Raw genomic sequence first — 24,386 nt, 5'->3', positions numbered from 1 at the left:
GATGGTTTGATTGACTATCCAATCATGGCTGTTGCTGCTGATGGCGAACAAACGCGATCGATTCACATGAAGTTTAATCGTGAAACTCCATCTCGCAATACCAATACTAAGGACGAAGCTGTTTTAGAATGGCTCCCTTAATTTTGGATTTTAGATTTTAAATTTTGGATTGACCGAAATCTTTTGAAAAATTTGCTCTCCGCTACAATTATGCTGTGGCGGAGTTTTTGTAATTTACCCCCCACCTTGCCATCTCGATCCGGTGGCTCCGCCTGGGAATGCCTTCTTTAGAGGCTCCGCCTCCTTTGAACATCTTCATAAGTTTTACTATGAGAGACTTTAATTATATTAATGCGATCTGCAAGGTGTTCTAGCAACCTACTAGATAAATCGTTCCTAATATACTTGACAAATAAGCCCAAGACCTTTAGCTTATGGGTCTTAGTTCGTTGCAGTGAAGTATATGCCGGAAGTCATCAAACAAATGAAAGAACGCCGCAAAGTTGAATTTGAGGAAAATAATATTAAGTATCAGCTTTGGAGATTAGATGATTTTGAGTATAGGAAGCTTAGACAAAGCAGCCTTCCTATTAAAGAAGATTACGACTTTTATTGGAACGTTCATTATTCAGAACGCTATCGCGAGGATCGGTTTAATTTAGCAAAATTGTTTGTAACACTAACATGGTTGTTTGGAGATAGCAGTGATTTCATTGATAATTGGAAAGGCTCGTTCTTCTTTCCTATTTTACTAGTCTTGGAAAAAGAACAAGGGAAATTTTTTTATTTAGTATCAATCTACGACCATCGCGGTTCAATTACCTTCATGTTGTATAAAGTTTTAGAGGATGATGTAGATAGTTATGATAAAGATGTACTACACGATCCATTAGAATCAGAGTTTTCCCGAAAAGAAATTAATTATTTTATTAGCTATTTTTATAGTTTTATGAGAGGGTACTTTCAAAGTTTAAAAAAAATTAATGTGCCTCAGCCTTTTTTAAAGAAAATTGACTCAAATTTAATTCTATATGGTTATAAAGATAATGAATATTTTGAGGAGCACTACGAATCTGAAGAAAGTTATAAAACAGCAATTCAAAGCTTTGAGTCAGACGGAGTTAGCGAGCTAAAACCCCAAAAGAAGGACAATGATATAAAGAGCATTCTACAAACTATCACGAGTGAAGCAGTCAAATAATAAGACAATTATTTCCCTGACTTAAAATAATGTTATGGCAATCCTATAGGACTTCTATTTAATTTTTGAACTATACGTAGGGTGAGCATTGCCCACCACATAAGGCTTTTGGTGGGCAATGCCTACCCTACAGTACTTAAAATTTTTCAAAAATCATTTATAATTCCTATATTTCATTTATCAATACACGTAGGGTGGGCGATACACACTACCAAGTCTTTTGGTGGGCATTGCCCACCCTACGGTACTATAAATTTTTACAAATGATTTAGGATTGCTATATTAGAGTTTCTTTTAACAACACAGGAAGTTAAGATAGTGTTTATGTTATGATGACATCTAAAAAATTAATTAAAGAAAGCTTGATATTTTTCCTATCAATTACTCTTTTATGTAGCTGTAAAATGTTACACCAATCTTTCTTAGAAGCAGCTACCACCTGTATTGGACAGGATAGAAATTTTAGCATCAGTTTTTTCAAAACGAATAATCAAGGCAAGAAATATGATAAAGGAATTAATCATGTTATTATTTTTCATCCTAAAGCCAAAGAGTTAGATTTTAAAGTTAATGTTGGTCTACCACATAACTTGTATGCAAAAGATCGTAAAGGCAATATACGTCGAGACTACATACCCAAAGTTTTCCGTGAAATCATTGCTGATGAAAACTCAAAATTAAACGGACAAAAACCAATTGTCGCAATTAATGCTGACTACATAGGGACTGATGATAAACCTCAAGGTTTAAATATTTCTCGTGGAGTTGAGTATTCAGGAGCATTTAAAAACAAACGTTCTTCCTTTGGAGTTTCAGGAGGAAATCCAAGTCAACGTCAGGCTACTATTGGAGTAGGAAGGAGAACAAATAATATTCTGAATTACAATTTGGTAGGAGGTAATGGTAGATTTTATCGGAACGGCAAATTTAAAGATATTTGTAAAGACTTGGGAGAACTTGCTTGCAAACAAGCAACAAATCGCTCTATGGTAGCTGTGAGCGATCGCGGTTATGTCATTTTGTTAGTGAATGATGCTAAAGCCAATTCTGAAATAGAGTTATCGCAAATCAATCAAGAACTTTTGCCAGATATGTTTGACGATGTACTTGAAGGGATTGCTCGAAATAATTGTTTGGGGAAAATTAAAGAAGGAATGTTATTTGATGGTGGTATGTCTCCAGGTTTATACTACAACAATAAAATATATGTGGAGAACTTAGGACCAATTGGTTCAGTTTTTCTGATATATAAAAATTCTCAGAAGTAAAAGCTTTATGCGATCGGCTTCTATATCATATAGATTATCGACTAAAATAATAAAATAATGAAATGACAGAGCAACGAATATCAGATTTGACAACTGACGAGCTAAAAGCCTTGATGTCTTCAACGATTGATGAACGGCTAAGTGCCATAAAAGCTAGCTTGTTACAGGAAATAGCTGATTTAATGGAGAGCAAGGTGAAAAGCTTAGCAGCTGTCAATGGACAAAGTAACTCATACATACTGCCTAAACTTAGTGAGGCTGAAAGACAACAGAAATTAAAAGACTTGCAAGAAATGTTTCGCAGGTGGGACGAAGAGTATGATGAAGAGGAACAACGAGAAACTTTTGAATATCTACGACAGGTTTTAGATGAAGACAGACTTTCCAATCGCTCCCTATTCCCACAAACATGATAGTTGTATTAGATTCGGGATCGCTAGGAATTTTAACAAACCCTAAAGCTTCTTCTTTCAATTTGGAGTGTCAGAGTTGGTTGTTGTCTTTACAGTCAAAGGGTTATGAAATTGGCTAAATTCAATTTTACATTAAATTTGGACAATAAGGTTACGTGTTTTCTCACAATTCAATTAGGATTGCTATAAAATACGGGATAATGAGTACAAAAAAGGACTTATGAAATGACAGAGCAACGAATATCAGATTTGACAACTGACGAGCTAAAAGCTTTGGTAACTTCAGCGATTGATGAACGGTTGAGTCTCATAAAAACTAGCTTGTTACAGGAAATAGCTAAGTTAATTGAAGATAATGGGAAGCAGAGGGAGGAAGCTTTGGTATATCAACCTGCTTACGTACTACCCAAAAGAACCAAAGAAGAACAACTCCAGATCAATCAAGCTTTAATAGAGTGGTTAGATAAGTGGGTAGAAGAGGGAGATGAAGAAGAACAAAGAGAGACATTTGAGTACTTGCAAAAGGCATTGGATGAGGATCGTCTTTCAAATCGACCATTATTTCCACAAAAATGATAGTTCTATTAGATTCAGCTCCCTTAGGAATATTGACAAATCATAAAGCGAATCCTGCATCTGAAGAGTGTCTAAGATGGGTACGTTCATTGCTATCAAAAAACTGTAGGGTAATTTTACCTGAAATTGCAGACTATGAAGTAAGAAGAGAATTACTACGAGCGAATAAGTTAGCAGGGATTGCACGTTTAGATGATTGGAAAAGGAAACTGGAATATTTGCCGATAGATACAGCAATAATGCTTCAAGCTGCTAAATTCTGGGCTGAAGCAAGACGCCGGGGAACTCCTACAGCAGATCCGAAGGCGCTAGATGGAGATGTCATTTTAGCAGCGCAAGCTAAACTGATAGAACCAAATGATGATGTAGTCATCATTGCTACAACTAATGTCAACCATTTATCTCAATTTGTAGATGCTCGTCTGTGGCAAGAAATTGAATGATATGAAAGAGGGCGATCGCGGTTGTCAACGTGACTCATTCTCATTAAAATACAAACGCGATCGCTTTTTTACGCCCGGTCGCAATACCACCTGAAAGCGCTACCCTAAGAACTGAAGATAAAAAAACAAATATGATACCTTCAGAAATCGCGGATACGCTAACGGAATTATTTGGGACTGAAACTGTCGGGGCTATTGCACCCGGTTCCTGGCAAGTGGAAACAGCAACATTTCGCCTTCTTGTGATGCTTTCAGATGATGAAAGTTGGTTGCGAGTACTATTACCTATTATGCCCGCGTCAGAAGCCCAACCTTTTCTAGAACAATTTTTAGAAGCAAATTTCGATGATACCCAAGAAGTTCGCTATGCCTTACAGCAAGGGGTCATTTGGGGAGTCTTTCAGCACAGTTCTGGTAGCTTAACTGCGGAAGATCTTCGGGGTGCGATCGCACGACTCATTTCTTTACATCAAAATGGTTTGAACAACGTCTTCAATCGGCTGATAGAGAAGCGCATCCGGCAAATTATCCAAGCAGCAAAACAGCAAGGACAATCCTTAGAAGCCACGATGCAAAACCTCGATCGTTTTTATGCCGAAGGATTGATGGGAGAGATAGACCAAACCAGCCAAGCGCGAGAGGAAGTTCTCGGCGTATGGCGGTATCAGTTAGAAAGACTTTGGAACGAGATACAGTGAACAGTAACCAGTGACCAGTGACCACTAACCAGTGACCAGTGACCACTAACAACTAACAACTAACAACTAACTAAATGGAAATTATTCAAATTCTTCAAGAAGATTATCAAAGATTTCCAGTGAATCAAACATACGACATTTACACTGAGGACGTTTATTTCCAAGACCCCCTCAATAAATTTCACGGTATTGAGCGATACAAACAAATGATTAAATTCATGGAGAGTTGGTTTTTAAACGTAAAAATGGACTTACACGCCATTTATCCTGTAGGAGATACAATCAAAACGGAGTGGACACTCAGCTGGAATACTCCCCTTCCCTGGAAACCTCGAATTGCTATTTCTGGCTGGAGTGAGTTGTGTCTCAATGCTCAAGGTTTGATTGCTTCTCACATTGATTATTGGAACTGTTCCCGGTTAGATGTGTTGAAGCAGCATTTTTCCACTAGTCATTAGTCACTGGTCACTAGTCACTGGTCACTGGTCACTGGTCACTGTTAATGTAAATAAGTGTAAACATTTCTCAGCTAGGACAAAACTATCAATGCGTGTAATTCTAATGACAGGTAAAGGTGGCGTGGGAAAAACCTCAGTCGCCGCCGCCACTGGACTCCGTTGTGCAGAACTAGGTTATCGCACATTAGTTTTGAGTACAGACCCCGCACACTCACTAGCAGACAGTTTTGACCTAGAACTGGGACACGCACCAAAACAAATCCGCCCCAATTTGTGGGGTGCAGAACTGGATGCGCTGCTAGAGTTGGAGGCAAATTGGGGTTCTGTAAAACGTTACATCACCCAAGTCCTGCAAGCACGGGGTTTAGACGGCGTGCAGGCAGAAGAATTGGCTATTCTACCAGGCATGGATGAGATTTTTGGCTTGGTTAGGATGAAGCGTCATTATGATGAAGGTGAGTTTGATGTTCTGATTATTGACTCCGCCCCTACTGGTACGGCATTACGCTTGCTAAGCTTACCAGAAGTGAGTGGCTGGTATATGCGGCGTTTTTACAAACCATTTCAAAATATTTCAGTCGCACTTCGACCTCTTGTTGAACCGATTTTTAAACCCATCGCTGGTTTCTCGTTACCAGATAAAGAGGTAATGGATGCACCTTACGAGTTTTATCAGCAAATTGAAGCGCTAGAAAAAGTACTGACTGATAACACTCAAACCTCAGTGCGCCTTGTCACCAATCCGGAAAAGATGGTGATTAAGGAATCTCTTCGCGCTCACGCTTATCTTAGCTTGTACAATGTTGCCACTGACTTAGTTGTGGCTAACCGCATCATTCCGGAAGAAGTGCAAGATCCCTTTTTCCAACGTTGGAAAGATAATCAAAAGCAGTACCGTCAGGAGATTCATGACAATTTCCATCCACTCCCCGTCAAGGAAGTTCCTCTTTTCTCTGAAGAGATGTGTGGTTTAGATGCTTTGGAACGTCTAAAAAACACACTTTACACGGATGAAGATCCCACTCAAGTGTATCATACAGAAACTACCATCAAAATTATTCAAGAAAACAATCAGTACAGTTTGGAATTGTATTTACCTGGTATTCCTAAAAATCAAATTCAATTGAGTAAATCTGGTGATGAACTTAATATTACAATTGGTAATCATCGTCGAAATTTAGTGTTACCTCAGTCTTTGGCTGCACTCCAACCTGCAGGGGCGAAAATGGAAGAAGATTATCTCAAAATCCGTTTTGCTGCTTGACGATTGTTACATAAAAAAGGGAACGGGGAACAGGGAACAGAAAGTTCCTATTCTTTGTTCCCTATAGTTATATAAAAGTAGGTAGGGCTAAAGCCCACTCACATCAAATTTAAGTACATAAAAGTAGGGTGAGCAAGGTCTATCAATGTTAAACGATGGGCTTTAGCCCTACCTACGTCTGGATTTTACTTAAGTATAGAAAACTATAAAATTACTTTGCAAAAGTTTGCCAGTATTTTTACTGTAGACAAACAGCACAATTAAAATTCACAATATTTTTAGATAATACCAATTTGAAAAAAGAATGTTACAGATAGTTGGGTGAAATTAAGTCCCACAAGGCTTTTTCAATCCAAAATCCAAAATCCAAAATCCAAAATGGTATAAATAACTATCCTTTGAAATTTAATTCCCTATATTTCATCCAACTTTATTTGAAAAAAAGCTATGACTCTAAGCATTGAACAAGATTTACAATTGCGTCTAGAGCAGGAAAATTTGCTACGACACATTATAAACAGCATTCATCAAACTTTAGATTTAGACGAGATTTTGAAAGCAATAGCAGAGGAAGTTCGTTCTTTACTGAGAACAGATCGAGTCATGCTTTACAAATTCCATAGTGATGGTAGCGGTAAAGTCATTGCAGAATCTATAGATAATAATCGTTTACCATCCTTGTTAGGATTAAATTTTCCTGCTGATGATATTCCGCTTCATGCTCGGAAAATGTTTATGAAAGCACGATCGCGTTCTGTGGTAAATGTTGACACGCGACAGATAGGTCAAAGCCCTTTGCGTAATTTTGTAACGGGAGAAGCAGTATCAGGAGACATAACATACCGCCCTGTCGATCCTTGTCATGTCGAATATTTAACAGCAATGGGGGTGAAATCTTCTCTCATCATGCCCATTTTTCATCAAGAAGAACTTTGGGGACTGTTAGCATCTCATCACTCAGAACCGCGTTTGGTTCCTGAGTCGGAAATTGAAGCCGTGCAGATGGTGGTAGATCGGTTATCGATCGCGATCGCACAGAGTCATATTTTAACCAAAGCCCAAGCAAGAGCGCAAAGAGAAGTAGTACTCAATCGCATCACAACCCTACTGCACTCAATGCCTAGTATTGAACTACAGTCAGCCTTAAAAGAAACTGTTGAAGTGTTTTCTGGAAGTGGGGGTCGATTGTGTATTAGACATCAAGCCTTTAGCTTGCAAAATGACACAGTGAAAAGTTTGGCAGACTGTCTGAATGAAGAAAACCCTTCAGTTGAGCTTTATACGTGTGGTTGGCAACCCGTGATGCTAGAGATTGCAAAATATCAGTATATGGAGCAATACAGTGTTTGGCAAGAACGCCACAAATTTGGTAACTGTGATGTTTGGGCAATTACAGACATCTATCAAACACCCGAATTGCGAAATCTGCAAATTGCTTTCCGACCCACTAAAATTCGTAGCTTGATAATGATACCACTGCAATATCGTCAGCAGTTGCTCGGTTATTTAAGTGTTTTCCGCGACGAAATCGATACTGAAACTCTATGGGCTGGTCAGTTTGACCCAGACCGACGACAATTATATCCCCGTTTGTCGTTTGAAGTGTGGCGAGAATCTAAAAAAGCACAAGCTTGTGAATGGACTGTTGAAGAAATTGAACTCGCCCAAGCCATAGGTAAGCAATTTGCTCTCTTCATTCAGCAATACGAAATTTACCAACAGGTACAAGCCTTTAATGCCAACTTATTTCAGAATTTATTTGGCTAAACCCAATGTTTCCTAGTGCCAATGATGATTTGCAGATTCGTTTAGAAAAAGAAAATTTGTTACGTCGAATTGTTAACAATATTCGACAAACACTTTCTTTAGAAGAGATTTTAACAACAACAGTCGCTGAAGTCCGTTCTTTGTTGGGAACTGACCGCGTACTGATTTACAAATTTCATCCCGATAATAGCGGTCAAGTGATTGCAGAAGCGATTCATAATTATCGTCTTCCATCGTTACTAGGGTTGAATTTTCCGGCGGATGATATTCCTCCTCATGCACGAGAACTTTTTATTAAGGCGCGAGTGCGTTCTGTAGCTCATGTTGAAAGTCGGCAAATAGGTCATAGCCCGTTACGCGATCTGGAAACGAGGGAGACAATATCAGAGAATATACGATTTAGACCTATAGACCCTTGTCATATAGAATACTTGACGGCGATGGGAGTTACATCTTCTTTAGTCACACCCATTTTTCATCAAGACCAACTTTGGGGACTGTTAGTGTCTCACGATTCGAGTTCGCGCCAGTTTGATGAAGATGATGTTGAGGCAGTGCAGAGAGTTGTAGACCAGTTGTCAGTTGCGATCGCACAAAGTAATATACTGACCCAAGCCCATGAAAAATCGCAACGGGAAGCTATTGTCAACCGCATTGCCACCTTATTACACTCAATGCCCGCAGTTGAATTGCAGCCAGCTTTAGAAGCAGCAGTGACAGCATTTGGAGGGTCTGGTGGCAGACTTTGTATTAGGAACCGAGCCTTTGATGTTAAGAATAGTACAGTAAAAAGTTTAGCAGAATGTCTGGAATTGGATGAGCCTTTAGTTAAGATTTATACTTATGGTTGTCAACCGAGCGTGCCAGAAGTTGCCAGATATCAATTGATGGAGCAATATAGCGTTTGGCAAGAACACTATAATAATTCTGGAGATTGTGACATATGGGCTATTCCAGATATCTACAAAATACCACAGTTGCGAAATTTACAAGTTGCTTTCCGACCAACCAAGATTCGTGGTATCTTAATGCTACCACTGAAAGATCGTCAGCAATTGTTGGGTTATTTAAGTATTTTTCGAGATGAGGTTGATACAGAAACTCTTTGGGCGGGAAGGTTCGATCGCGACGAACGGCAATTGTATCCACGAATGTCATTTGAAGTTTGGCACGAACACAAAAAAGCACAGCCTCTTGAATGGACTACAGAAGAACTTAAATTAGCTCAAGCTTTGGGAAAGCAGTTTACCCTGGCAATTCAGCAACGCGAGATTTACCAACAAGTAAATGCTCTCAATGCCAACTTAGAAAATCAAGTTAAAGAGCGTACAGCTAAATTACAAAATACGCTACACGAACTACAGCAAGCTCAAACTCAACTGATTCAAACGGAGAAAATGTCTTCACTCGGTCAGCTTGTTGCAGGTGTTGCTCACGAGATTAACAATCCAGTCAACTTCATTTATGGCAACATTACCCATGTTAATGAATACGCCGAAGATTTGCTGACAATGTTGGAACTTTACCAGCGATATTATCCAAATCCTCACCCTGAGATTATCGAGCAAGCAGAAGCACTGGAATTTGATTTTATTGTAGAGGATTTGCCCAAGATACTTGCTTCTATTAAGATAGGAACCGATCGCATCCGTCAAATCGTTCTCTCGTTAAGAAATTTCTCTAGACTTGACCAAGCGGAAATGAAACTCGTGGACATTCACGAGGGAATTGACAATACACTGCTGATTTTACACTATCGATTAAAGCCCAGACCTGACAGCCCTGGGATTGATGTTGTTAAAGAGTATGGCGATTTACCTTTGGTTGAGTGTTATGCAGGTCAACTCAATCAGGTTTTTATGAATGTTGTCAGTAATGCTATTGATGCTTTGGATCAACAAAGGGCTTCTGTAACAGATGCGCCAAAAGGTAGAATTGCGATCGTAACATCTGTAGGTCAAATAGACGGTTATATTCCCAGTGTTGTAATTCGCATTTCAGACAATGGTTCGGGAATACCCCAAGATTTGCTTCAACGAGTTTTCGATCCATTTTTCACAACTAAGCCAGTCGGTAAAGGGACTGGGTTGGGATTGTCAATTAGTTACCAAATTATCGTGGATAAACACTGTGGAGTTTTTAAATGTAACTCTCAGGTTGGGTTGGGAACTGAGTTTTGGATTGAAATTCCGATGGAGCAAAAAATGTCTAGTTCTTAGGGCTTTAGTAGTCCTGGAAGATAGCGACTATTGCGAAAAAAAATGGTTTGTTGCTTCAATTGCTGGCAATATCTCTTTCGAGACTCTAGAAGAATTGTTTGGAGAAAGAATACAGCAAGCCATGCAACTCGTAATATCCAAAAGTATGAAACTCTAGTTTCTCAGAACTGATTTAGAATTGCTATGGTTAGATCGCGAAATCTTAAAATGCTTTCGCGCTAAGCCAACTACATACGGGAGTACAGCCGGATCGCATCGCGCCTGTAGACGCATATTTTTCTCTGACAAAATCTAAATTTCTACCAAAAATTTTCTATGAAAATTTTCCGCAATGTTGTATAATTGAGCAAATGAGGAAGCGCTCATGTTGGTCAGGAGCACTTCCTCTAAAAAAATTAAAAAATATTCATTCTGGAGCGATCTTAACATGACTAATGCGCCGGAAGCAGCTCCTGCTGCGAATTTTTCAGAAACAGTTGCTCTTGAAGTTCAATATCTCATTCGTAAGCTAGCAAAATCGAGTCAAGACTTGATAAAAGAAATCTGTGCCGAGATTAGCAGCACAAACCCCTGCATATTACTAGGAGCCGCCAAAGTTGGGCAGTTATTGCTGTTTCTCAAAGAAAAACTTCAGCCCAAACAATATGAAGAAGCTTTAGCCAATGCTTTAGGATGGTCAGCGAGCATTGCCAACCACTTGCTAAAGCTAGCGCCCATACTTGGAAGCTTTACTATCAAACAACTCGAAACAATCAATCGCAACCTCTCAATGTCAGCACTCTACAAATTAGCTACAGGTCGCACTCCAGTTGAAGTTATCAAGACGATGCTGGAAAAAGCTTGTAACGAAGAAGTTTCCAAGAAAGATATCCAAGTTGAAACCAAGAAATATAAGGAAAAGCAACCGAAAAAAGAGCCAACATCATGGAGATATACAGGTGGTGGCAGAGAATACCAACCACCGAGAATATCAGAAGAAGCGGGGTTGGTAGTAGAACGATTGAGCAAAGAAAATAGCAAACCGCGACGTTTTCTCATTGAAGAGGCGGTATTATTGCTAGCAGAGAAATTTCAGCAGGCGGTTAAACGGCAGTTCAGGAGTTAACTACCAAGATAAAGCGGGAGGATAATCCACCCTCTTAAAGAGAGTGGATGAATATGATTTTTCCCCAATCAATTGCGCTGTTCTATTAAACCGTCACCACAATCTTTCCTGCAGCTTGATTAGATTCCATGTATGACATTGCCTCCGGAAGTGACTCAATTCCCTGAAATTCTTTGTCTATGGGAACGGGCGGAAGAGAACCGTCATTTAATCCAGCTTCAATAAATCTTCGAGCACGTTCATACGCTTCGTCATCGCCTGGTAAGCCCTGATGGCGTGCTCCAGTGTAGTGGAAGACCTTGTAAACATAGAAATGAAAACTACGGGAGAAAGCTGCCCACCAAGGAAATGGACTTACACCCATAATGTCATCAAGTAGACCATAGACAATCCAGTAACCTCGGATTTTCACGCATTCAGCCAAACGATCCATAAGAGAACCCGCAACGGCATCATAAATCACATCTACCCCATAGCCATTCGTAATCTCCTTGACGATTGCCACTAGGTCTTCTTCTTCCGTTGCAACGACAAAGTCAGCGCCAGCATCCAACAGTGCCTGCTTCTTCTTGCTAGTTCTGGTAGTCGCAATAACCGTTGCACCAATCTTCTTGGCAAGGTAAATGGCACCAAATCCAGTCGTACTGGTGGCTCCCGTAATTAACACAGTTTGATGTGGTAGCAGCCGAGCATACTCGAATAACGCAAAATATCCTGTGAAGTACGAAAATGAAAATGAAGCCTCTTGAGCAGGTGTAAATTCTTGTGGAGAGGGCATCACGGCTCGCGCAGAAATAATTGTCTTCTCGCCAAAATTACCATAATCGCTAATTGAGAAGGCATTGATGGTGCTGACGCGCTGCCCAAGTGATAAACCTTTAACGTCTGCTCCCACTTCCTCAATAGTCCCGCTCACCTCATAACCAATGTGGGATGGCAATGTAGGAACTTCCACATAATTGTTCGCCAACCACAGTGAATCGGATCTGTTGAGGCTCATTGCTTCAACATTGATTAAGACCTCATCGGCTTTAGGGCTTGAAATAGGTAATTCATCTAGTTGGAGTTTTTCAGGACCGCCATATTCGTGAAACCGCCATTTTTTGATCGTTGTCATAATAAATCTTCCTCGTGTTGAGATGGTCGAATTTACGCCTAATGTGAATTAGGAAAGTTAATAGCCGTCAAAACCAGCGCAAAGAGCGCCCAAAGGTAATAATGTCATCAACAAAGCGTTTGGGTTCTTCATAGAATGGGAAATGTCCGCCGCTTGGCATATCAGTCCACTGAATAATGTTGCCGCGCGATCGCTCGACAAATTCACGCGGTGGCATCTTATTCAATGGGTCGGGCCAAGCGGTAATGGCAGTAGGTACCATAATTTTTTGACCCGCTCTCAACAGGGGGATTTCTGTTTGGAATGCGGCGTAGGGCCAAAGGGAGGTGCGGAAGGTATCGGTAACCAAATACAGCATTACCTCATCCAGAAGTTGGTTTTTAGTAAGAATTTTCTCAAAGGGGCGCTGGCGTTGGTCTGTCCAGTAGTAGTACTTCTCAACAATCCAAGATGCCACTCCTACAGGCGAATCCACCATTGCCACTGACAGAGTTTCAGGTCGCGTCAAATGGACGTTAAAATAAGCGCTCTGCTGGGTAAAGCGCTCAATTTCGTCCTTTACAAACTCCAGTTCCGCTTTTGTTGGATTGGAACCGACCTGACCGCTCCCGTAAGGTGACTCTGGATGGCGGGGGAACACCAGGTAGTGATGCAGTCCCTTAACAGATTTAGGATAATCAAACGCCATAAACGAAGCAGAAATTGCCCCTTGGTCGCCCCCATGCACAATATACTGCTTGTAGCCAAGTACTTCAGTCATGAGTTTATGGTAACGCGAACCAAAAGCACGCAGTCCTACGGGAGTTGTAGGAGCTTCTGAAAAGCCGTATCCGGGGACAGAAACGACAACCACGTCAAATCCGTCCGAAGCGTTCCTGCCGAAGCGATCGGGGTGTGCTAGTCGCTCGGTAACATCCAAGTAGCTCAAAAACGAGTAGGGCCAGCCATGAATCAGCAATAAAGGCTGGGGATTTTTGCCTGAACCTTTTTCGACAATAAAGTGTAATTGCTGACCATCGATGTTGACGCGGTAGTTTTGGAAGCGATTAATCTTTGCCTCCGTCTTGCGCCAATCGTAATTATTGACCCAATAGTCAGCAAGTTCTTTCATGAAGGTAATATTGGTTCCGTAACGCCAACCTACTGATTTACCATCGCTACCCTTGATTGGTTCATACCATTGGTACTCCCTGACGCGACGCCGGATGAAATCTATTTTTTCTTGTGGTATTTTTACTTGGAATGGCGTCGCTTTGATATCTTGCTTGACAGTAGCAGTTTGCTCAGTTGCTTTCACCGTCATCGCTGTGGTCGGGACTCCAGCAGTTAGTACCCCAGCTAACAAGGCACTAACAAAAATAGCTTTCTGAGAAATAGTCTTCATCTGCGGCAACCTTCACTATTGTTTGAACAAGAATGTGGGAGCCAAATTCAGATTGGAATCACCCTCTTGAGCTTCTGCTATGCGATGGAGTAACAACCCCATTGATTCAAGCAGTCGAGCGCTTGACAACGAACCTGCATCAATTCCTGGGAACCCAGTGTCTTGAATAAGTTGAGCTACGACTTGTTTTGCTTGTCCATCGTCACCTGCAAAGAAAATCGAAGGAAGCATCTGACTTCCTTTCCAGCTATCTTTATCCAACAAATGGGCTGGAATAGTGCTAAATGCTTTGACAACTCTGGCATTCGGTACGAGCCGTTGCAGTTCTTCCGATGTCGAATTGAAACGCATGAATTCTAGATCGTGGAAATGCTCGTAAGCCTCATTCACCTTCAAAGGATTCATGGTGTCGATGAGAATCTTTCCTTCCAATGAACCGAGGCGGCTCAGAACTTGCTCAAATCTGAGCCAGGAAACCGAAAACAGAAGCACATCCCCGAATTGAGCCGCTTCTTCTAATTCGCCAACAAGTACTTTTTCACCCAGTTCCGCTATCAAGGGTTGCAGTTTAGCGCGATCGCCATCTTTGCTCACTATCACTTGGTGCCCAGCTTGTACCCAAGCTTTAGCTAAATGGCTACCGATATTGCCAGCATTGATTACACCAATCTTCATAAAAACATCTCCTTCAATTTCTTGAATGTTGTACGGGTTGTGGAAAATTTTTTGGTTTTGGTTCGTTTTAGTTGTTGTGTCTTGCTCGCGAACCTTTCATATCTCTATAGCACTCTCCTTTTGTGCATGTCATTTATGTATAAACTAAGCGCTGGACTAATCCATATGATTTGAATCATGCTGCGGGTGTACGAAGAGTAATTTGCCGATTGCCACGGGCGATAATACCTTCTTTTTCCATCTGCGCCAAAGTTCGATATAGTGCTTCCGGGGTCAGTCCTAGTTCGGCAGCAATATCTTTGATGGGTCGGTCGAAGTTAACAGTCGTCTCACCAGTCTGTATTGTATGAAGCAAGTATTGCAGCACGCGCTCGCGGGCAGAGCGAATACTCTGTAATTCCAAGCGGTCTTTGAGGAACTGATTTTTCAGAGCAAGCCGAGTCATGAAACTTTCGGCTAAGTCTGGTTGAGAGCGAAGTACTGTCAGTAAAAGTTGCTTGGGATAAACAATGACCCTTGATGGTGTCTCAACTACGGCATCGCAACCATATACATGGGAGAACAGAGCTGATTCGGCAAAGCTTTCGCCAGTACGCACTACCTGAAGGATAACTAACTTTCCCTCAGTTGTGTAACGAACGAGCCTAAGCCGACCTGTATCAACAGCGAAGACAGATTGTGCCTCATCTCGGCGATGGAAAAGTACTTGTCCCGTGACTAAATTTCGGTAAGTGGCTGCCATCCGCAATTTCGTTGGGAGACTCTCTGGTATCGCGAGATCCATACCTATTAATTGATATAAAAAATGCTTACCACTATTAAATTTCTTCAATACTGTCTACTTTGTTGGAATAAAAAGCAACGTGGTCTTTGATTTGAGCAACTGCTGGGTAGGGGTTGGAGTAATACCAAATTGCATTTTCCGCAGTTTTCCCATCCACTACAATGCTATAGTATCCTGCATCACCTTTATAGGGACAATGTGTTGAATGATTGGTTGGTTGGAGAAAGTTTATATTGACATCCTCTTGCGGGATATACTGCACAGTAGGCAGAGTCGCTTCGCGCAGTTCTAAGGCTCGCGTTGTTTCAGCAATTGTTTGTCCGTTGAAGGTAATTTTTACACGCTTGGAATTCTTTTCAATTGTGATTGGATGGTCTAGTCCAGGAATTTTCATCTTCTGCTCCTTAAAGATTGAACTGTAACATGACTTCTAAATCTGCGTTGGTAAAGGTTTTTGACTTGTGTATTTTTGTGTCTCAACCTTTCCTATATCCATACTGGCAAGATTATAATTATTTGTCCAATAGATTAACAGTATGAGTGTCATTCACCATTTCAATCTCGCTGGAGTAGACCTCAACTTGCTGGTTGTCTTCGACGCATTAATGACTCAACAGCATCTCACTCGCGCAGCTGAAAAAATTGGACTGTCACAACCAGCAACCAGCAACGCCCTCTCGCGACTGCGGAAGCTGTTGAAAGACGAGTTATTTATTAAGACATCTAAAGGGATGACGCCGACACCAAAGGCAGTTGAGTTAGCTGAACCTATCCGTCTGGTGTTGCTGCAAATTCAATCGACTATTTATAGTGAGCCGCAATTTGTTCCCCAAACCAGCGCTCGCATCTTCCGGCTCGGTATGGATGATTATTCAGAACTCGTGTTTTTGCCTTCTTTATTGCAGGAAATGGAACGACTTGCCCCCAAGGTAAGAATTCAGGTGCGATCGACTAATTGGATGCGATCGCCTAAACTCCTCGATGCCGACGAAATAGACGTGGCGATTGGTCATTGTCCGCAATGGCAACCTTGGCATGAGCGGCAATTGCTGTACGAAGAACATTTTGTCTGCGTGATGAGTTCGGAAAGATTTCCGGCTCGTCAAGCCATCACCTTAGAAGAGTATGTGGCAGCCTCTCACCTACTTGTGTCTCCAAAAGAAGACATGGTGGGCATGGTAGATGAGATTTTGCGAGAGCAAAACCTGAACCGACACATTGCTATGTCCGTGCCTAACTTCCTGATTGTACCGTTTATTTTAGTCAATACAAACTTAATTGCTACCTTACCGACTCAACTAGTCAAGACGTTTGTAGAGGTTTGGCAATTATATGCTTCAGAGCTACCATTCAAAATGACTGGTTTTTCTGTAGATATGCTGTGGCATGGCAAAAATGACCGTGACCCCGGACATTTGTGGTTACGTAATTTGATACTTCAATTATGTTAAAATTATGTTATGATTATCGTCGTATTTTTTAGACTGCACCAAGCTTAGCTTCAACCGAAGAGTATCTCCAAGGCGATCGCTCGTGAGTCAAGTCGAAAATATTACAATTTGTGTAGCGATCGCTGCCAATGCTACACAGAATTGCAAGTCAATTTGCAACACTAAAATGATATGGGAGAATGAGAACCACAAATGTTAAGTATTTCCACTAGGAGAGATGTCAACGCTGAATAAAACTATTAAACTCTTGTTTGTCCAAACTAATTTTCCAAAAGTCCTTTAAAGGTGATTCGGGGGATTGAGAATTGCTTGGGGAGTCATTGTTGTAAACTAGCCCAACTCTGAAGACTTTATTCACAGGAATTTGTCCTAGTGTTCCAAAACCGACAATGTTGTTTGGATCTGAAATCGCTCGTTGATTTAACTGAATAGTTGTTTGAGATCCACTATCAAAGTAAATGACTGCTTGGTTCTCCTTAAAAAGGACCATGACTTCATACACTCCACCAGTATTCCCATAGTAGGCTGTAGCAGCTAGCTTTTTGCCATCAAGATTTTTTCCCCGATACTCCGCTCCCAATGTAGGTGTAGTCAGTAAAAAGACCGCACTTAGGACTAGCTGTAAAATTTTCATTGTTAGACTGGTACAACTGGACTTGTGCTATATCTCTAAGGTAAACACGATCGCACCGAAGCAACTCTATCAACAGAGCGATAAGCCAGCTGTCTGGGAGTATTTATCCGTATCGCTTGCATGAAAGAAAACCCGCAAATGCTTTCACATCCACAGGCGTTTTTAGTATCGTCTAGTTTAATGGACTTTAAATATTTATCAATGAAAAATTGGTAAATTATGCAGTTTGAGAAGAGCGATCGGTTCTGAACGAGCGTAAGTATTTTTCCTAAAGCGCACCTTCATTTGAGGTATTAAGAATTGCAAGTATTTTTGAGAAATTGGCGTAAAACTTTAAGAGAACGCTGATAGATTAACCAATTGTCGTTCTTCACGCACCAAGTCTAAATTGACTCTTACGCAAAGGCATAAAGAGGTCAAAGTCAGGGTTTTCAGTACTTAAAATTCGTTCATGCAGAGAAATTTACAATTGAGGAAAAATATGCGCTTATTGCTGATTATTAGTATCTTCTTAGCTCTACTACTGGGATGGAATGCACCTGTTGTGCCTCTTCCGGTGACAGTAGTACAAGCACAACCCGTACAATCTGTAAATTTTACTAAAGCCAATTCCTTTGAACTCAGTGGGGCTTCTATTGAGGTTCAAGGCAATTGCACTTCCATTCGGATTTCCTTTTCTCAGTCTTGCTATGCGCTATATTAAGCGCACATTACGAGCTACCCAACCCAAATGACTTTCCACTAACTCAAATTTGACAGGCATACCAGCGCTCAAGGTGCGGTATCCCTCTCCTGGGATAGCAGTGAAGTTGAAAAAGACATCCTCACCACCGTCATTTCTGGCAATCGCGCCATTTCCCATTTTAAGATCGAACCAACGTACAGTTCCTTGCACCACGGTTCTTCCATTGGCTCCCAACGGTGGCCCACCATTCAACCATTCTTGTTGGGGAATGCGAACTTGTTTGACTTGGTCGGTATCGTAAACTTCGTATCGGTAATCGGAGCGCGTCTCCATAACTGCCCGCAAATCGTGCCGCAATTCTTCAACAGTCGGTCGTCCGACAAAGAACCAGCCGTTGTAAATTTTGTAGATGGTTAAATCGGGACGCAAAATAAAGGTATAAGGTTGAGCGCGATAAGCATATTCACCTTCCGTGCTATCCAAAATATTAATTTGCTTTATCAGTTCGCGTTTCTCGTCACACAGAAATGACCACTGTGCTCCCAATCCTGCCCGGAAAGCAGCTTGAACTAGAGGTGGATCGACACTAATTGTTACCAAGGAGCCGTAATTAACTGCTAATTCTTTTTGAAATTGTACTAATTGAGAAAGCTGTTCTCGATCTCTTGGACAAAAGAAGCCTCGATAAAAGATAACAATCAACGGATAACCGTCCGTAAAACCCATGTGACGATCCATCAGGCTAGGCTGGGTGAAATCGGAAAGCTTCACCAATTCATTTTTGTGATTTGCCAGTTCGGCATCTATAAAGCGATCGCCTGGTTGTAAATTTGTGGTCATAAAGCTACATTCGTTCAAAGATTCTAAATATTAAGCGCTGCAACAATCGGTCGGGCAACAACCTAACAAATAAAGGCTTTGTAGTTTTCAATTTTGTCAGCTAACCGTGAAGCTAAAAAAGGGCTTGCATCTTTTAAGGCTTCATGAATGACAATAGCTTCTTCTCGATATCGAATTATTTTCTCTTGAGTCCAATGGTGTGGTGGTGGTAGTAAGTTGCTAATTCTATCTGCTAACTTAACCATCCAAATTTCTGGGGGTTGCTCTTTTATCCTTTGCAAACTATCCAACATTTGCAGAGATTTTTCTAAGCTTGAATTTTTTGTCAGTGCAAGTACGCCATTCGCTACAGGTAAGCCAAATTCGGCTTCTATTTGCTCAAAAGTGACATTTGTATCTTCAATGGTATCGTGTAAAAGAGCGCATTGCACAGAATAGTTACCGTCCCGTTCTGTTTCTACATTTAAAGCAGCAATGATTTCCATGCTGACAAAACTTAAGTGTTGAATGTATGAGATTTCCGTACCCGGTACTTTTTGACCCAAATGTGCGAGGGAAGCAAATCTATAGGTTTTGATATAAGTTTCTTGCGACCAGTTTTGTTTCATATTTTACAAGATTTTGTGTAAGCATGATGTTTTCTCCCGCCTATGCTGTAATCGAACTGTACTACTTTTGTCTTTGGTAAATTCTCATAAAATCCATCTTCATTATTAAGGGATTCGTCTACCAGAATCTCAACAATTTTAACGCTTGTATCGTTCAAAACTAAAGTTTCACCAGTGTTTGTCTTCCCCAGTGCCGTCTACCTACCGAACTGAGATTCTTCGCCAAAAGCTATTGTTGGCAAAAAAAGAGAAAGAGAAATGGCTGAATAAATTAATGATTCTTTCTTCATATATTTCTTTCTACAATTTGTGTAATTAGACACTGATACAAATTCCTTTACTGAAGTCTAACGAGCAAATAGTTGTTTAGACTGGAGGTAGATATTATGTTATCAAATATACTACTTAATCAAAGGCGATCGCTATTCGCGGTTAGTTCTGGGGGATGGGTGGCGCGATCGGTTGGAAGCTTATTGCTCTGTTGGCTGCAAGTGCCGTAATCGCTCACTTATTGCCTGACCAAAGCGATCGCACAGCCCTTGCAAGCCGATCGAGCGTGCTTATCGCACTTGCAAGAGCGACACCCAACCGTATCGCCTCACTCGGGAGAAAAGCGCCATCAAGCTTCGCTCAATCATCTCTTAATTGCCAACAGCAAACGGATTCAACATCCTTGCTATTACACTTGGTACAAACAACCTCAACTGAAGAATCTATCCATTCATAATTACATCTACGACAGTGGCAGAAAATGTTGTTACGGTTAGCTATTCGAATACCCGTATGCCACTCCTGTAATTGGGATTTGTTTTGAAAAGGAAAAGCATTTGACATTTGGTGTCAAGTTAAAAACAGCAGTTAATAATAAACAGCTATAAACATAGCACCCTTGAGGTTAATTGATAGTTTCCACCTCAGTAACTATTAGTTAGCCGCAATACAAGCGCGCCCATAGCAAAGCTTGGGTGCGCTTGTATTGCGCTTTGTAAACTCGGGACACCCTTAACCCATGATTCACTACGCTAATCAAGGGAGAGGGTGACCGAGTTTTCACCAATATCTGCTCGTATCCAACGCTCCACAACTTCACTTGCACTAGTTCCTTCAGCTACCGCCATTTTCACCAGAAATTTCCAAGCGGTGTCAGTTAAATAAATGGTATGACCGCGTTTTACTTCCGTGTAAAACATTGGCACATCTCTAACACTTTTTTTGCCTTTTCTTGTTGACATTTTTAGGTACACCATCTAAGCTAGATGTACTTTAGCAAATTAACAGGAGGTGAGCAAGTTGCAACTCACCTATAAGTTTAAGTTGTGTCCTGGTTCTCAGCAATTGATAATATTGTCAGATTGGCAGCACAAGGTCGGCTACATCCAAAATCGTTCTTTAGAAGACAGAATATGGAGTTACAGTCAAACTTTTGTTATGGGTAATTATTGCGACTTGTACACCAAGAGAGAAGTTAACGCAGAGTTTTTGTACTGTGACATTGCAACAAAGTCTGTAGTTAGTCCTCTCTACTGTTCTGTCAACAAATCTGTTAGTTTAGGTTCCCCTTGGAAGGAAGACAATCCAAAGCTTCGCAGAGGCAAGAAGGATAAACCTTTTAATCCTAAGAGAAGTGCTTATGAGATGCACAGTTCTTGGGTTACCGACTACAAAAAACAAAATCCAGAATATAAAACAGTCAGCGCTGACGTAATTCAGCAAGCGTTGAGACACGTTGACAAGGCTGTTCAGAATCCGTGTTCATATCCGAAGGGTTGGGCATGGTAGTTCAACCACACCTACCCCTTACTGCTCTTGCCCCCATGCAAGATGTAACAAACCTCTGGTTTATGAAGGTCATTGCCCACTACGGCAGTCCTGACTACTTTTTTACCGAATATTTCCGCGTGAACGAGACCTCACGACTCAATCCTAATATTCTCTCAGCAATTACTGAAAACGACACTCTTCGCCCCGTTTTTGCTCAAATGCTTGGCGAAAGCATACCAGATTTAGTCAGAACAGCACGGGAACTCTGCAACTATAATATTGCTGGCATTGACTTGAATATGGGCTGTCCGGCACCGAGAATTTATCGCAAAAATGTTGGAGGTGGATTGCTGCTCTCGCCCGAAAAAGTGGATCGGATTTTGGGAGAACTGCGTTCTGCTGTGAACGATCGACCTTTGACTGTCAAGATGCGCGTGGGCTTTGAAAATACAGATACCTTTGACAAAATTCTCTATCTGATCGATCGCCACGGTATCGATCTGCTGAGTTTGCACGGTCGCACGGTAAAAGATATGTACCACGGGGAAGTGAGATACGATCTGATTGCTGAAGCAGTCAAACGAGTCCGTTGTCCGGTGCTTGCTAATGGCAATATCCATTCTGCTTTCACTGCCCTTGAAGTGCTTTCTCAAACAGGTGCGGCAGGTGTGATGGTAGGACGTTGGGCGATCGGGAATCCGTGGATTTTTCATCAAATTCGGCAGGCTTTGCGGTCTGAACCGATCTCGCCCGTTCCTTTAGCAGAGGTACGCAACTACATCGATCGCTTGTGGCAAACCCCCACAGTGGCAACTATACCTATGCGATCGCGCTTGGGCTACCTCAAAATGTACCTCAACTACATTGCGCTAAGTGTTGACGCGAATGGTCATTTCCTGCGACAGATGCGACAGACCTCTACCGAAGCAGAACTGTTTAACCTCTGCGATAGGGTTTTCCTTGCCGATCGACACGAGAACTTTAGCCCAGCACCTTACTCAGTTTTGTAACTTTTGAAACAGATTAAATCTGATTTGTGAGTCTGTTACCCGCAACAATTTCAAAACTTTTCGGTTCCCCTACTGATTTTCTCAAAGTAGATACAATCCAGACGCGATGGTTATCCCTAAATACGCAACTTTTTTTACTAGTTACAAAGGGCGAGTTCCAGGGAAAACGCATCTTAATTGTTAAAATTCTTGCTGCACAAAGAAGCGATCGCACTAGCATTGATTGTTAAGTTTTTAAGCAACCGGATACTGGTCGAATTTCTGCATCAACTCAAGCAGTTCTGCTTGGCTGGGCTGGCGTCCATCTTTGGTCAATTCAGCCAATCCCTCAAAATACTGCTCTCTTGAATCAGCCGGACAAAACATAATCAGCAGTTTCGAGCGCACTGTTCCTGGGTTAGAAAAGCCATGCGGTGTGTTTTCCGGAACCAGCATCATCGCGCCTGGTGCAGCAGTGATAGTGCGTCGATCTATCATCAACTCTACTTCCCCTTCAATAACGTAAAATATCTCAGTCAACTGTTTATGGATATGCGGACTGGCTCCTCTTGTTCCTGGCTCCATTACAAACTCAAACAAGCCAAAATGTCCGTTTGTATTCTCACCAGTCACTTTGAAGGTGCAGGTACTTGTGCCAAGCTTAACCGATTTTCCCTCGTCCGGTTGCAGAATGATAGGTAATGACATCAGCCCCTCTTGAGTGCTATGAATCTTTTTCAGTTTAAACTGATTTGAGTCGTTAACACTTAACGTACTTGAGGGGCTGCAAGATTCCCAATAACTTCTGCAAACTTAGGTATCTAACAAACTTAACCTCTTATTTGGCAATAAACTGGGAGTAATGGTCATTTTTACTTCTCGCTTTTGCATTTAGAGTGAGGGTTTGTATTTTTTAACACTTCTATTGAGTTAATTATTATGTTTAAATGCTATGATTATGTGTTTGTGCATTTTTAGTTATTTTTACTACTAACACCAATAGTAGAGTTTAAGCTCCAAAACGATACTTCTTTTGAAAACGACTACATAAAAGGTAGATATGGCGCTATTCCTTTTATTGGTGGGAAGTGGTCGCCGTCGGAGATCGCTTCCCACCCTTTCAACGACGATCGTTGATTGCGATGCCAAGATCCCTTTGCCACTGGATGAGTGGTTTTTCCCACTCTTGTTCCCAGCGTTGAGCAAGGAGTGGCTTCGCGTTTTGTCCGAGTTCATAGGCTCGATACAAGCTCTGCATGAGCAGATCGAGATGCTCTGGCATCTGAAGCAGTATTTTCCAAATGCCGCTTGCCAAAACTGCTGCTGCGATCGGCAAATGCGTTTGTGCCAAACTAAACGCCTGTAATTGCAGTTCTCCGAGTCCCTCCGTGCCGAAACCCGTGACCACATGCCAAATATCGTGAGTCTGCCGCAGGCGCAAGATTAGATAACTGGCATCATCGCAAACCTGCATCTTGGGGTAGAAGTCTGGATCTAAGTTTGCTTGCTGAATATGCAGCGCATAAGAATGCCCTAAGGAACCGGGTGGAAGTTCCGACAGTGCTGCTAGATCGGGGGTATCACTCAGATAGCGCTGTTGAATTAAGGGTTGAATCTCAGGAATAGCAGCTAGATGAGCGATCGCTTGTGTTTGGAATTGGGTTGACTTGAGAGTTTCCGCAATCGCGAAAACGGCTTCTATTGAAGTGGGATTTTCCACAAAATGAAGAAAGGCACGAAAGGCTAGCCAATATGAGTGCTGTGGATCGCCCTCAATGGGAGAAGTTAAGGGTGCGAGCGCTTGAAGTTGAATAGTCATACTGAATTTCCTCTTCGGATACGATTTCGTTTGCTGAGTGCTTGATTGTTCCTCTTTGAAACTCTTTCAGAATACAAATTAGAATTTACTCTGTCAGTCGGAAACGATCGGGTGTGCGATCGGAAACGATCGGGTCATTTTCTCACCCGTTTGAGTGCGGGGTATTTGCTATATATCTTTCAGCGCTATTGAGTTTCAAACATCAATTTGTGTTATAATAGTTTATC

At 41.5% G+C, this 24,386-nt stretch carries 27 protein-coding genes and 1 pseudogene; 17 read left to right on the top strand and 11 right to left on the bottom strand.

What is annotated here, in order from left to right:
- The 12 genes and pseudogenes from ACKTT2_RS28970 to ACKTT2_RS28915 all read left to right on the top strand — a co-directional run.
- Positions 1-141, top strand: a pseudogene (locus ACKTT2_RS28970) (DUF4912 domain-containing protein); the annotation flags it as partial.
- A 322-nt stretch (positions 142-463) separates the two neighbouring features.
- Positions 464-1,201 carry a hypothetical protein gene (locus tag ACKTT2_RS28965; protein WP_407893141.1) on the top strand — a complete coding sequence of 246 codons (738 nt, stop codon included), beginning with the start codon at positions 464-466 and terminating at the stop codon, positions 1,199-1,201.
- Positions 1,202-1,533: 332 nt separating this feature from the next.
- Positions 1,534-2,469, top strand: a complete 936-nt coding sequence (locus tag ACKTT2_RS28960) for a phosphodiester glycosidase family protein (protein WP_407893149.1) — start codon at positions 1,534-1,536, stop codon at positions 2,467-2,469.
- A gap of 62 nt (positions 2,470-2,531) precedes the next feature.
- Positions 2,532-2,882 carry a hypothetical protein gene (locus ACKTT2_RS28955; protein ID WP_407893139.1) on the top strand — a complete coding sequence of 117 codons (351 nt, stop codon included), beginning with the start codon at positions 2,532-2,534 and terminating at the stop codon, positions 2,880-2,882.
- Between the two features lie 225 nt (positions 2,883-3,107).
- The gene (locus tag ACKTT2_RS28950) at positions 3,108-3,458 is read left to right on the top strand and encodes a hypothetical protein (protein ID WP_407893137.1); all 351 of its coding nucleotides are present in this window, start codon (positions 3,108-3,110) and stop codon (positions 3,456-3,458) included.
- The gene (locus ACKTT2_RS28945) at positions 3,455-3,901 is read left to right on the top strand and encodes a type II toxin-antitoxin system VapC family toxin (RefSeq protein WP_407893135.1); all 447 of its coding nucleotides are present in this window, start codon (positions 3,455-3,457) and stop codon (positions 3,899-3,901) included. The genes ACKTT2_RS28950 and ACKTT2_RS28945 overlap by 4 nt, the downstream gene beginning before the upstream one ends.
- Before the next feature lie 131 nt (positions 3,902-4,032).
- Entirely contained in the window at positions 4,033-4,599 is a 567-nt protein-coding gene (locus tag ACKTT2_RS28940) for a hypothetical protein (RefSeq protein ID WP_407893133.1), read from the top strand.
- A gap of 74 nt (positions 4,600-4,673) precedes the next feature.
- Positions 4,674-5,057: a C6orf136 family protein gene (locus ACKTT2_RS28935; protein WP_407893131.1), complete on the top strand. Its 384-nt coding sequence runs from the start codon at positions 4,674-4,676 to the stop codon at positions 5,055-5,057.
- A gap of 88 nt (positions 5,058-5,145) precedes the next feature.
- Positions 5,146-6,321, top strand: coding sequence for a TRC40/GET3/ArsA family transport-energizing ATPase (locus ACKTT2_RS28930; protein WP_407893129.1), 1,176 nt, complete (start codon positions 5,146-5,148; stop codon positions 6,319-6,321).
- Positions 6,322-6,768: 447 nt separating this feature from the next.
- Positions 6,769-8,088: a GAF domain-containing protein gene (locus ACKTT2_RS28925; RefSeq protein WP_407893126.1), complete on the top strand. Its 1,320-nt coding sequence runs from the start codon at positions 6,769-6,771 to the stop codon at positions 8,086-8,088.
- A 5-nt stretch (positions 8,089-8,093) separates the two neighbouring features.
- On the top strand, positions 8,094-10,307 hold the full coding sequence (locus ACKTT2_RS28920; RefSeq protein ID WP_407893124.1) for a GAF domain-containing sensor histidine kinase: 2,214 nt from the start codon (positions 8,094-8,096) through the stop codon (positions 10,305-10,307).
- Positions 10,308-10,734: 427 nt separating this feature from the next.
- Positions 10,735-11,412, top strand: coding sequence for a hypothetical protein (locus tag ACKTT2_RS28915; RefSeq protein ID WP_407893122.1), 678 nt, complete (start codon positions 10,735-10,737; stop codon positions 11,410-11,412).
- Between the two features lie 85 nt (positions 11,413-11,497).
- Here the strand turns inward: ACKTT2_RS28915 and ACKTT2_RS28910 are convergent, their stop codons facing one another.
- The 5 genes from ACKTT2_RS28910 to ACKTT2_RS28890 form a co-directional block, all read right to left on the bottom strand.
- Complete coding sequence (locus ACKTT2_RS28910; protein WP_407893120.1) at positions 11,498-12,529, bottom strand: zinc-dependent alcohol dehydrogenase family protein; 1,032 nt, start codon at positions 12,527-12,529, stop codon at positions 11,498-11,500.
- A gap of 67 nt (positions 12,530-12,596) precedes the next feature.
- On the bottom strand, positions 12,597-13,913 hold the full coding sequence (locus tag ACKTT2_RS28905; protein WP_407893118.1) for an epoxide hydrolase family protein: 1,317 nt from the start codon (positions 13,911-13,913) through the stop codon (positions 12,597-12,599).
- 15 nt (positions 13,914-13,928) lie between these two features.
- The gene (locus ACKTT2_RS28900) at positions 13,929-14,588 is read right to left on the bottom strand and encodes an NADPH-dependent F420 reductase (protein ID WP_407893116.1); all 660 of its coding nucleotides are present in this window, start codon (positions 14,586-14,588) and stop codon (positions 13,929-13,931) included.
- A 175-nt stretch (positions 14,589-14,763) separates the two neighbouring features.
- Positions 14,764-15,372, bottom strand: coding sequence for a Crp/Fnr family transcriptional regulator (locus ACKTT2_RS28895; RefSeq protein WP_407893114.1), 609 nt, complete (start codon positions 15,370-15,372; stop codon positions 14,764-14,766).
- A gap of 34 nt (positions 15,373-15,406) precedes the next feature.
- Complete coding sequence (locus ACKTT2_RS28890; RefSeq protein WP_407893112.1) at positions 15,407-15,766, bottom strand: DUF427 domain-containing protein; 360 nt, start codon at positions 15,764-15,766, stop codon at positions 15,407-15,409.
- A 142-nt stretch (positions 15,767-15,908) separates the two neighbouring features.
- Here ACKTT2_RS28890 and ACKTT2_RS28885 point away from each other — a divergent pair, with 142 nt between their 5' ends.
- Positions 15,909-16,823 (top strand): LysR family transcriptional regulator, encoded by a 915-nt coding sequence (locus ACKTT2_RS28885; RefSeq protein WP_407893110.1) that lies wholly within the window; start codon positions 15,909-15,911, stop codon positions 16,821-16,823.
- Between the two features lie 220 nt (positions 16,824-17,043).
- Here ACKTT2_RS28885 and ACKTT2_RS28880 read toward each other — a convergent pair whose 3' ends face one another.
- Positions 17,044-17,457, bottom strand: coding sequence for a hypothetical protein (locus ACKTT2_RS28880; protein WP_407893108.1), 414 nt, complete (start codon positions 17,455-17,457; stop codon positions 17,044-17,046).
- 451 nt (positions 17,458-17,908) lie between these two features.
- On the opposite strand from ACKTT2_RS28880, the gene ACKTT2_RS28875 reads away from it, so the two are divergent.
- Complete coding sequence (locus ACKTT2_RS28875) at positions 17,909-18,160, top strand: hypothetical protein (protein WP_407893106.1); 252 nt, start codon at positions 17,909-17,911, stop codon at positions 18,158-18,160.
- Here ACKTT2_RS28875 and ACKTT2_RS28870 read toward each other — a convergent pair.
- The gene (locus tag ACKTT2_RS28870) at positions 18,152-18,982 is read right to left on the bottom strand and encodes a cold shock domain-containing protein (protein WP_407893104.1); all 831 of its coding nucleotides are present in this window, start codon (positions 18,980-18,982) and stop codon (positions 18,152-18,154) included. The two genes, ACKTT2_RS28875 and ACKTT2_RS28870, sit on opposite strands and share 9 nt — an antisense overlap.
- Positions 18,983-19,044: 62 nt before the next feature.
- Positions 19,045-19,590 (bottom strand): HD domain-containing protein, encoded by a 546-nt coding sequence (locus ACKTT2_RS28865; protein ID WP_407893102.1) that lies wholly within the window; start codon positions 19,588-19,590, stop codon positions 19,045-19,047.
- A 445-nt stretch (positions 19,591-20,035) separates the two neighbouring features.
- On the opposite strand from ACKTT2_RS28865, the gene ACKTT2_RS28860 reads away from it, so the two are divergent.
- Complete coding sequence (locus ACKTT2_RS28860; protein WP_407893100.1) at positions 20,036-20,317, top strand: hypothetical protein; 282 nt, start codon at positions 20,036-20,038, stop codon at positions 20,315-20,317.
- Positions 20,318-20,612: 295 nt separating this feature from the next.
- On the opposite strand, the gene ACKTT2_RS28855 is transcribed toward ACKTT2_RS28860, so the two are convergent.
- Positions 20,613-20,822 carry a hypothetical protein gene (locus ACKTT2_RS28855; protein WP_407893098.1) on the bottom strand — a complete coding sequence of 70 codons (210 nt, stop codon included), beginning with the start codon at positions 20,820-20,822 and terminating at the stop codon, positions 20,613-20,615.
- 58 nt (positions 20,823-20,880) lie between these two features.
- Here ACKTT2_RS28855 and ACKTT2_RS28850 point away from each other — a divergent pair, with 58 nt between their 5' ends.
- Together ACKTT2_RS28850 and ACKTT2_RS28845 are read left to right on the top strand one after the other, a co-directional pair.
- Positions 20,881-21,369, top strand: a complete 489-nt coding sequence (locus tag ACKTT2_RS28850) for a hypothetical protein (protein ID WP_407893096.1) — start codon at positions 20,881-20,883, stop codon at positions 21,367-21,369.
- Positions 21,363-22,361, top strand: a complete 999-nt coding sequence (locus ACKTT2_RS28845) for a tRNA-dihydrouridine synthase family protein (RefSeq protein WP_407893094.1) — start codon at positions 21,363-21,365, stop codon at positions 22,359-22,361. Before ACKTT2_RS28850 ends, ACKTT2_RS28845 begins: the two co-directional genes overlap by 7 nt.
- Positions 22,362-22,595: 234 nt before the next feature.
- On the opposite strand, the gene ACKTT2_RS28840 is transcribed toward ACKTT2_RS28845, so the two are convergent.
- Both ACKTT2_RS28840 and ACKTT2_RS28835 read right to left on the bottom strand, forming a co-directional pair.
- Positions 22,596-23,048 (bottom strand): cupin domain-containing protein, encoded by a 453-nt coding sequence (locus tag ACKTT2_RS28840; protein WP_407893092.1) that lies wholly within the window; start codon positions 23,046-23,048, stop codon positions 22,596-22,598.
- 412 nt (positions 23,049-23,460) lie between these two features.
- Positions 23,461-24,159, bottom strand: a complete 699-nt coding sequence (locus tag ACKTT2_RS28835; RefSeq protein WP_407893090.1) for a Coq4 family protein — start codon at positions 24,157-24,159, stop codon at positions 23,461-23,463.
- Positions 24,160-24,386: the final 227 nt, after the last annotated feature.

The sequence above is a fragment of the Scytonema hankhaensis NUACC26 genome, from assembly GCF_045865695.1.
GTDB lineage: Bacteria > Cyanobacteriota > Cyanobacteriia > Cyanobacteriales > Nostocaceae > Scytonema.
This window is presented reverse-complemented; position numbering and strand designations above follow the sequence as displayed.

Excerpts from the sequence above, each read along its gene's own strand:
- ACKTT2_RS28965 (WP_407893141.1), top strand. The coding sequence starts at position 464 with ATGCCGGAAGTCATCAAACAAATGAAAGAACGCCGCAAAGTTGAATTT.
- ACKTT2_RS28960 (WP_407893149.1), top strand. The coding sequence starts at position 1,534 with ATGACATCTAAAAAATTAATTAAAGAAAGCTTGATATTTTTCCTATCA.
- ACKTT2_RS28955 (WP_407893139.1), top strand. The coding sequence starts at position 2,532 with ATGACAGAGCAACGAATATCAGATTTGACAACTGACGAGCTAAAAGCC.
- ACKTT2_RS28950 (WP_407893137.1), top strand. The coding sequence starts at position 3,108 with ATGACAGAGCAACGAATATCAGATTTGACAACTGACGAGCTAAAAGCT.
- ACKTT2_RS28945 (WP_407893135.1), top strand. The coding sequence starts at position 3,455 with ATGATAGTTCTATTAGATTCAGCTCCCTTAGGAATATTGACAAATCAT.
- ACKTT2_RS28940 (WP_407893133.1), top strand. The coding sequence starts at position 4,033 with ATGATACCTTCAGAAATCGCGGATACGCTAACGGAATTATTTGGGACT.
- ACKTT2_RS28935 (WP_407893131.1), top strand. The coding sequence starts at position 4,674 with ATGGAAATTATTCAAATTCTTCAAGAAGATTATCAAAGATTTCCAGTG.
- ACKTT2_RS28930 (WP_407893129.1), top strand. The coding sequence starts at position 5,146 with ATGCGTGTAATTCTAATGACAGGTAAAGGTGGCGTGGGAAAAACCTCA.
- ACKTT2_RS28925 (WP_407893126.1), top strand. The coding sequence starts at position 6,769 with ATGACTCTAAGCATTGAACAAGATTTACAATTGCGTCTAGAGCAGGAA.
- ACKTT2_RS28920 (WP_407893124.1), top strand. The coding sequence starts at position 8,094 with ATGTTTCCTAGTGCCAATGATGATTTGCAGATTCGTTTAGAAAAAGAA.
- ACKTT2_RS28915 (WP_407893122.1), top strand. The coding sequence starts at position 10,735 with ATGACTAATGCGCCGGAAGCAGCTCCTGCTGCGAATTTTTCAGAAACA.
- ACKTT2_RS28910 (WP_407893120.1), bottom strand. The coding sequence starts at position 12,529 with ATGACAACGATCAAAAAATGGCGGTTTCACGAATATGGCGGTCCTGAA.
- ACKTT2_RS28905 (WP_407893118.1), bottom strand. The coding sequence starts at position 13,913 with ATGAAGACTATTTCTCAGAAAGCTATTTTTGTTAGTGCCTTGTTAGCT.
- ACKTT2_RS28900 (WP_407893116.1), bottom strand. The coding sequence starts at position 14,588 with ATGAAGATTGGTGTAATCAATGCTGGCAATATCGGTAGCCATTTAGCT.
- ACKTT2_RS28895 (WP_407893114.1), bottom strand. The coding sequence starts at position 15,372 with ATGGATCTCGCGATACCAGAGAGTCTCCCAACGAAATTGCGGATGGCA.
- ACKTT2_RS28890 (WP_407893112.1), bottom strand. The coding sequence starts at position 15,766 with ATGAAAATTCCTGGACTAGACCATCCAATCACAATTGAAAAGAATTCC.
- ACKTT2_RS28885 (WP_407893110.1), top strand. The coding sequence starts at position 15,909 with ATGAGTGTCATTCACCATTTCAATCTCGCTGGAGTAGACCTCAACTTG.
- ACKTT2_RS28880 (WP_407893108.1), bottom strand. The coding sequence starts at position 17,457 with ATGAAAATTTTACAGCTAGTCCTAAGTGCGGTCTTTTTACTGACTACA.
- ACKTT2_RS28875 (WP_407893106.1), top strand. The coding sequence starts at position 17,909 with ATGCAGAGAAATTTACAATTGAGGAAAAATATGCGCTTATTGCTGATT.
- ACKTT2_RS28870 (WP_407893104.1), bottom strand. The coding sequence starts at position 18,982 with ATGACCACAAATTTACAACCAGGCGATCGCTTTATAGATGCCGAACTG.
- ACKTT2_RS28865 (WP_407893102.1), bottom strand. The coding sequence starts at position 19,590 with ATGAAACAAAACTGGTCGCAAGAAACTTATATCAAAACCTATAGATTT.
- ACKTT2_RS28860 (WP_407893100.1), top strand. The coding sequence starts at position 20,036 with ATGGGTGGCGCGATCGGTTGGAAGCTTATTGCTCTGTTGGCTGCAAGT.
- ACKTT2_RS28855 (WP_407893098.1), bottom strand. The coding sequence starts at position 20,822 with ATGTCAACAAGAAAAGGCAAAAAAAGTGTTAGAGATGTGCCAATGTTT.
- ACKTT2_RS28845 (WP_407893094.1), top strand. The coding sequence starts at position 21,363 with ATGGTAGTTCAACCACACCTACCCCTTACTGCTCTTGCCCCCATGCAA.
- ACKTT2_RS28840 (WP_407893092.1), bottom strand. The coding sequence starts at position 23,048 with ATGTCATTACCTATCATTCTGCAACCGGACGAGGGAAAATCGGTTAAG.
- ACKTT2_RS28835 (WP_407893090.1), bottom strand. The coding sequence starts at position 24,159 with ATGACTATTCAACTTCAAGCGCTCGCACCCTTAACTTCTCCCATTGAG.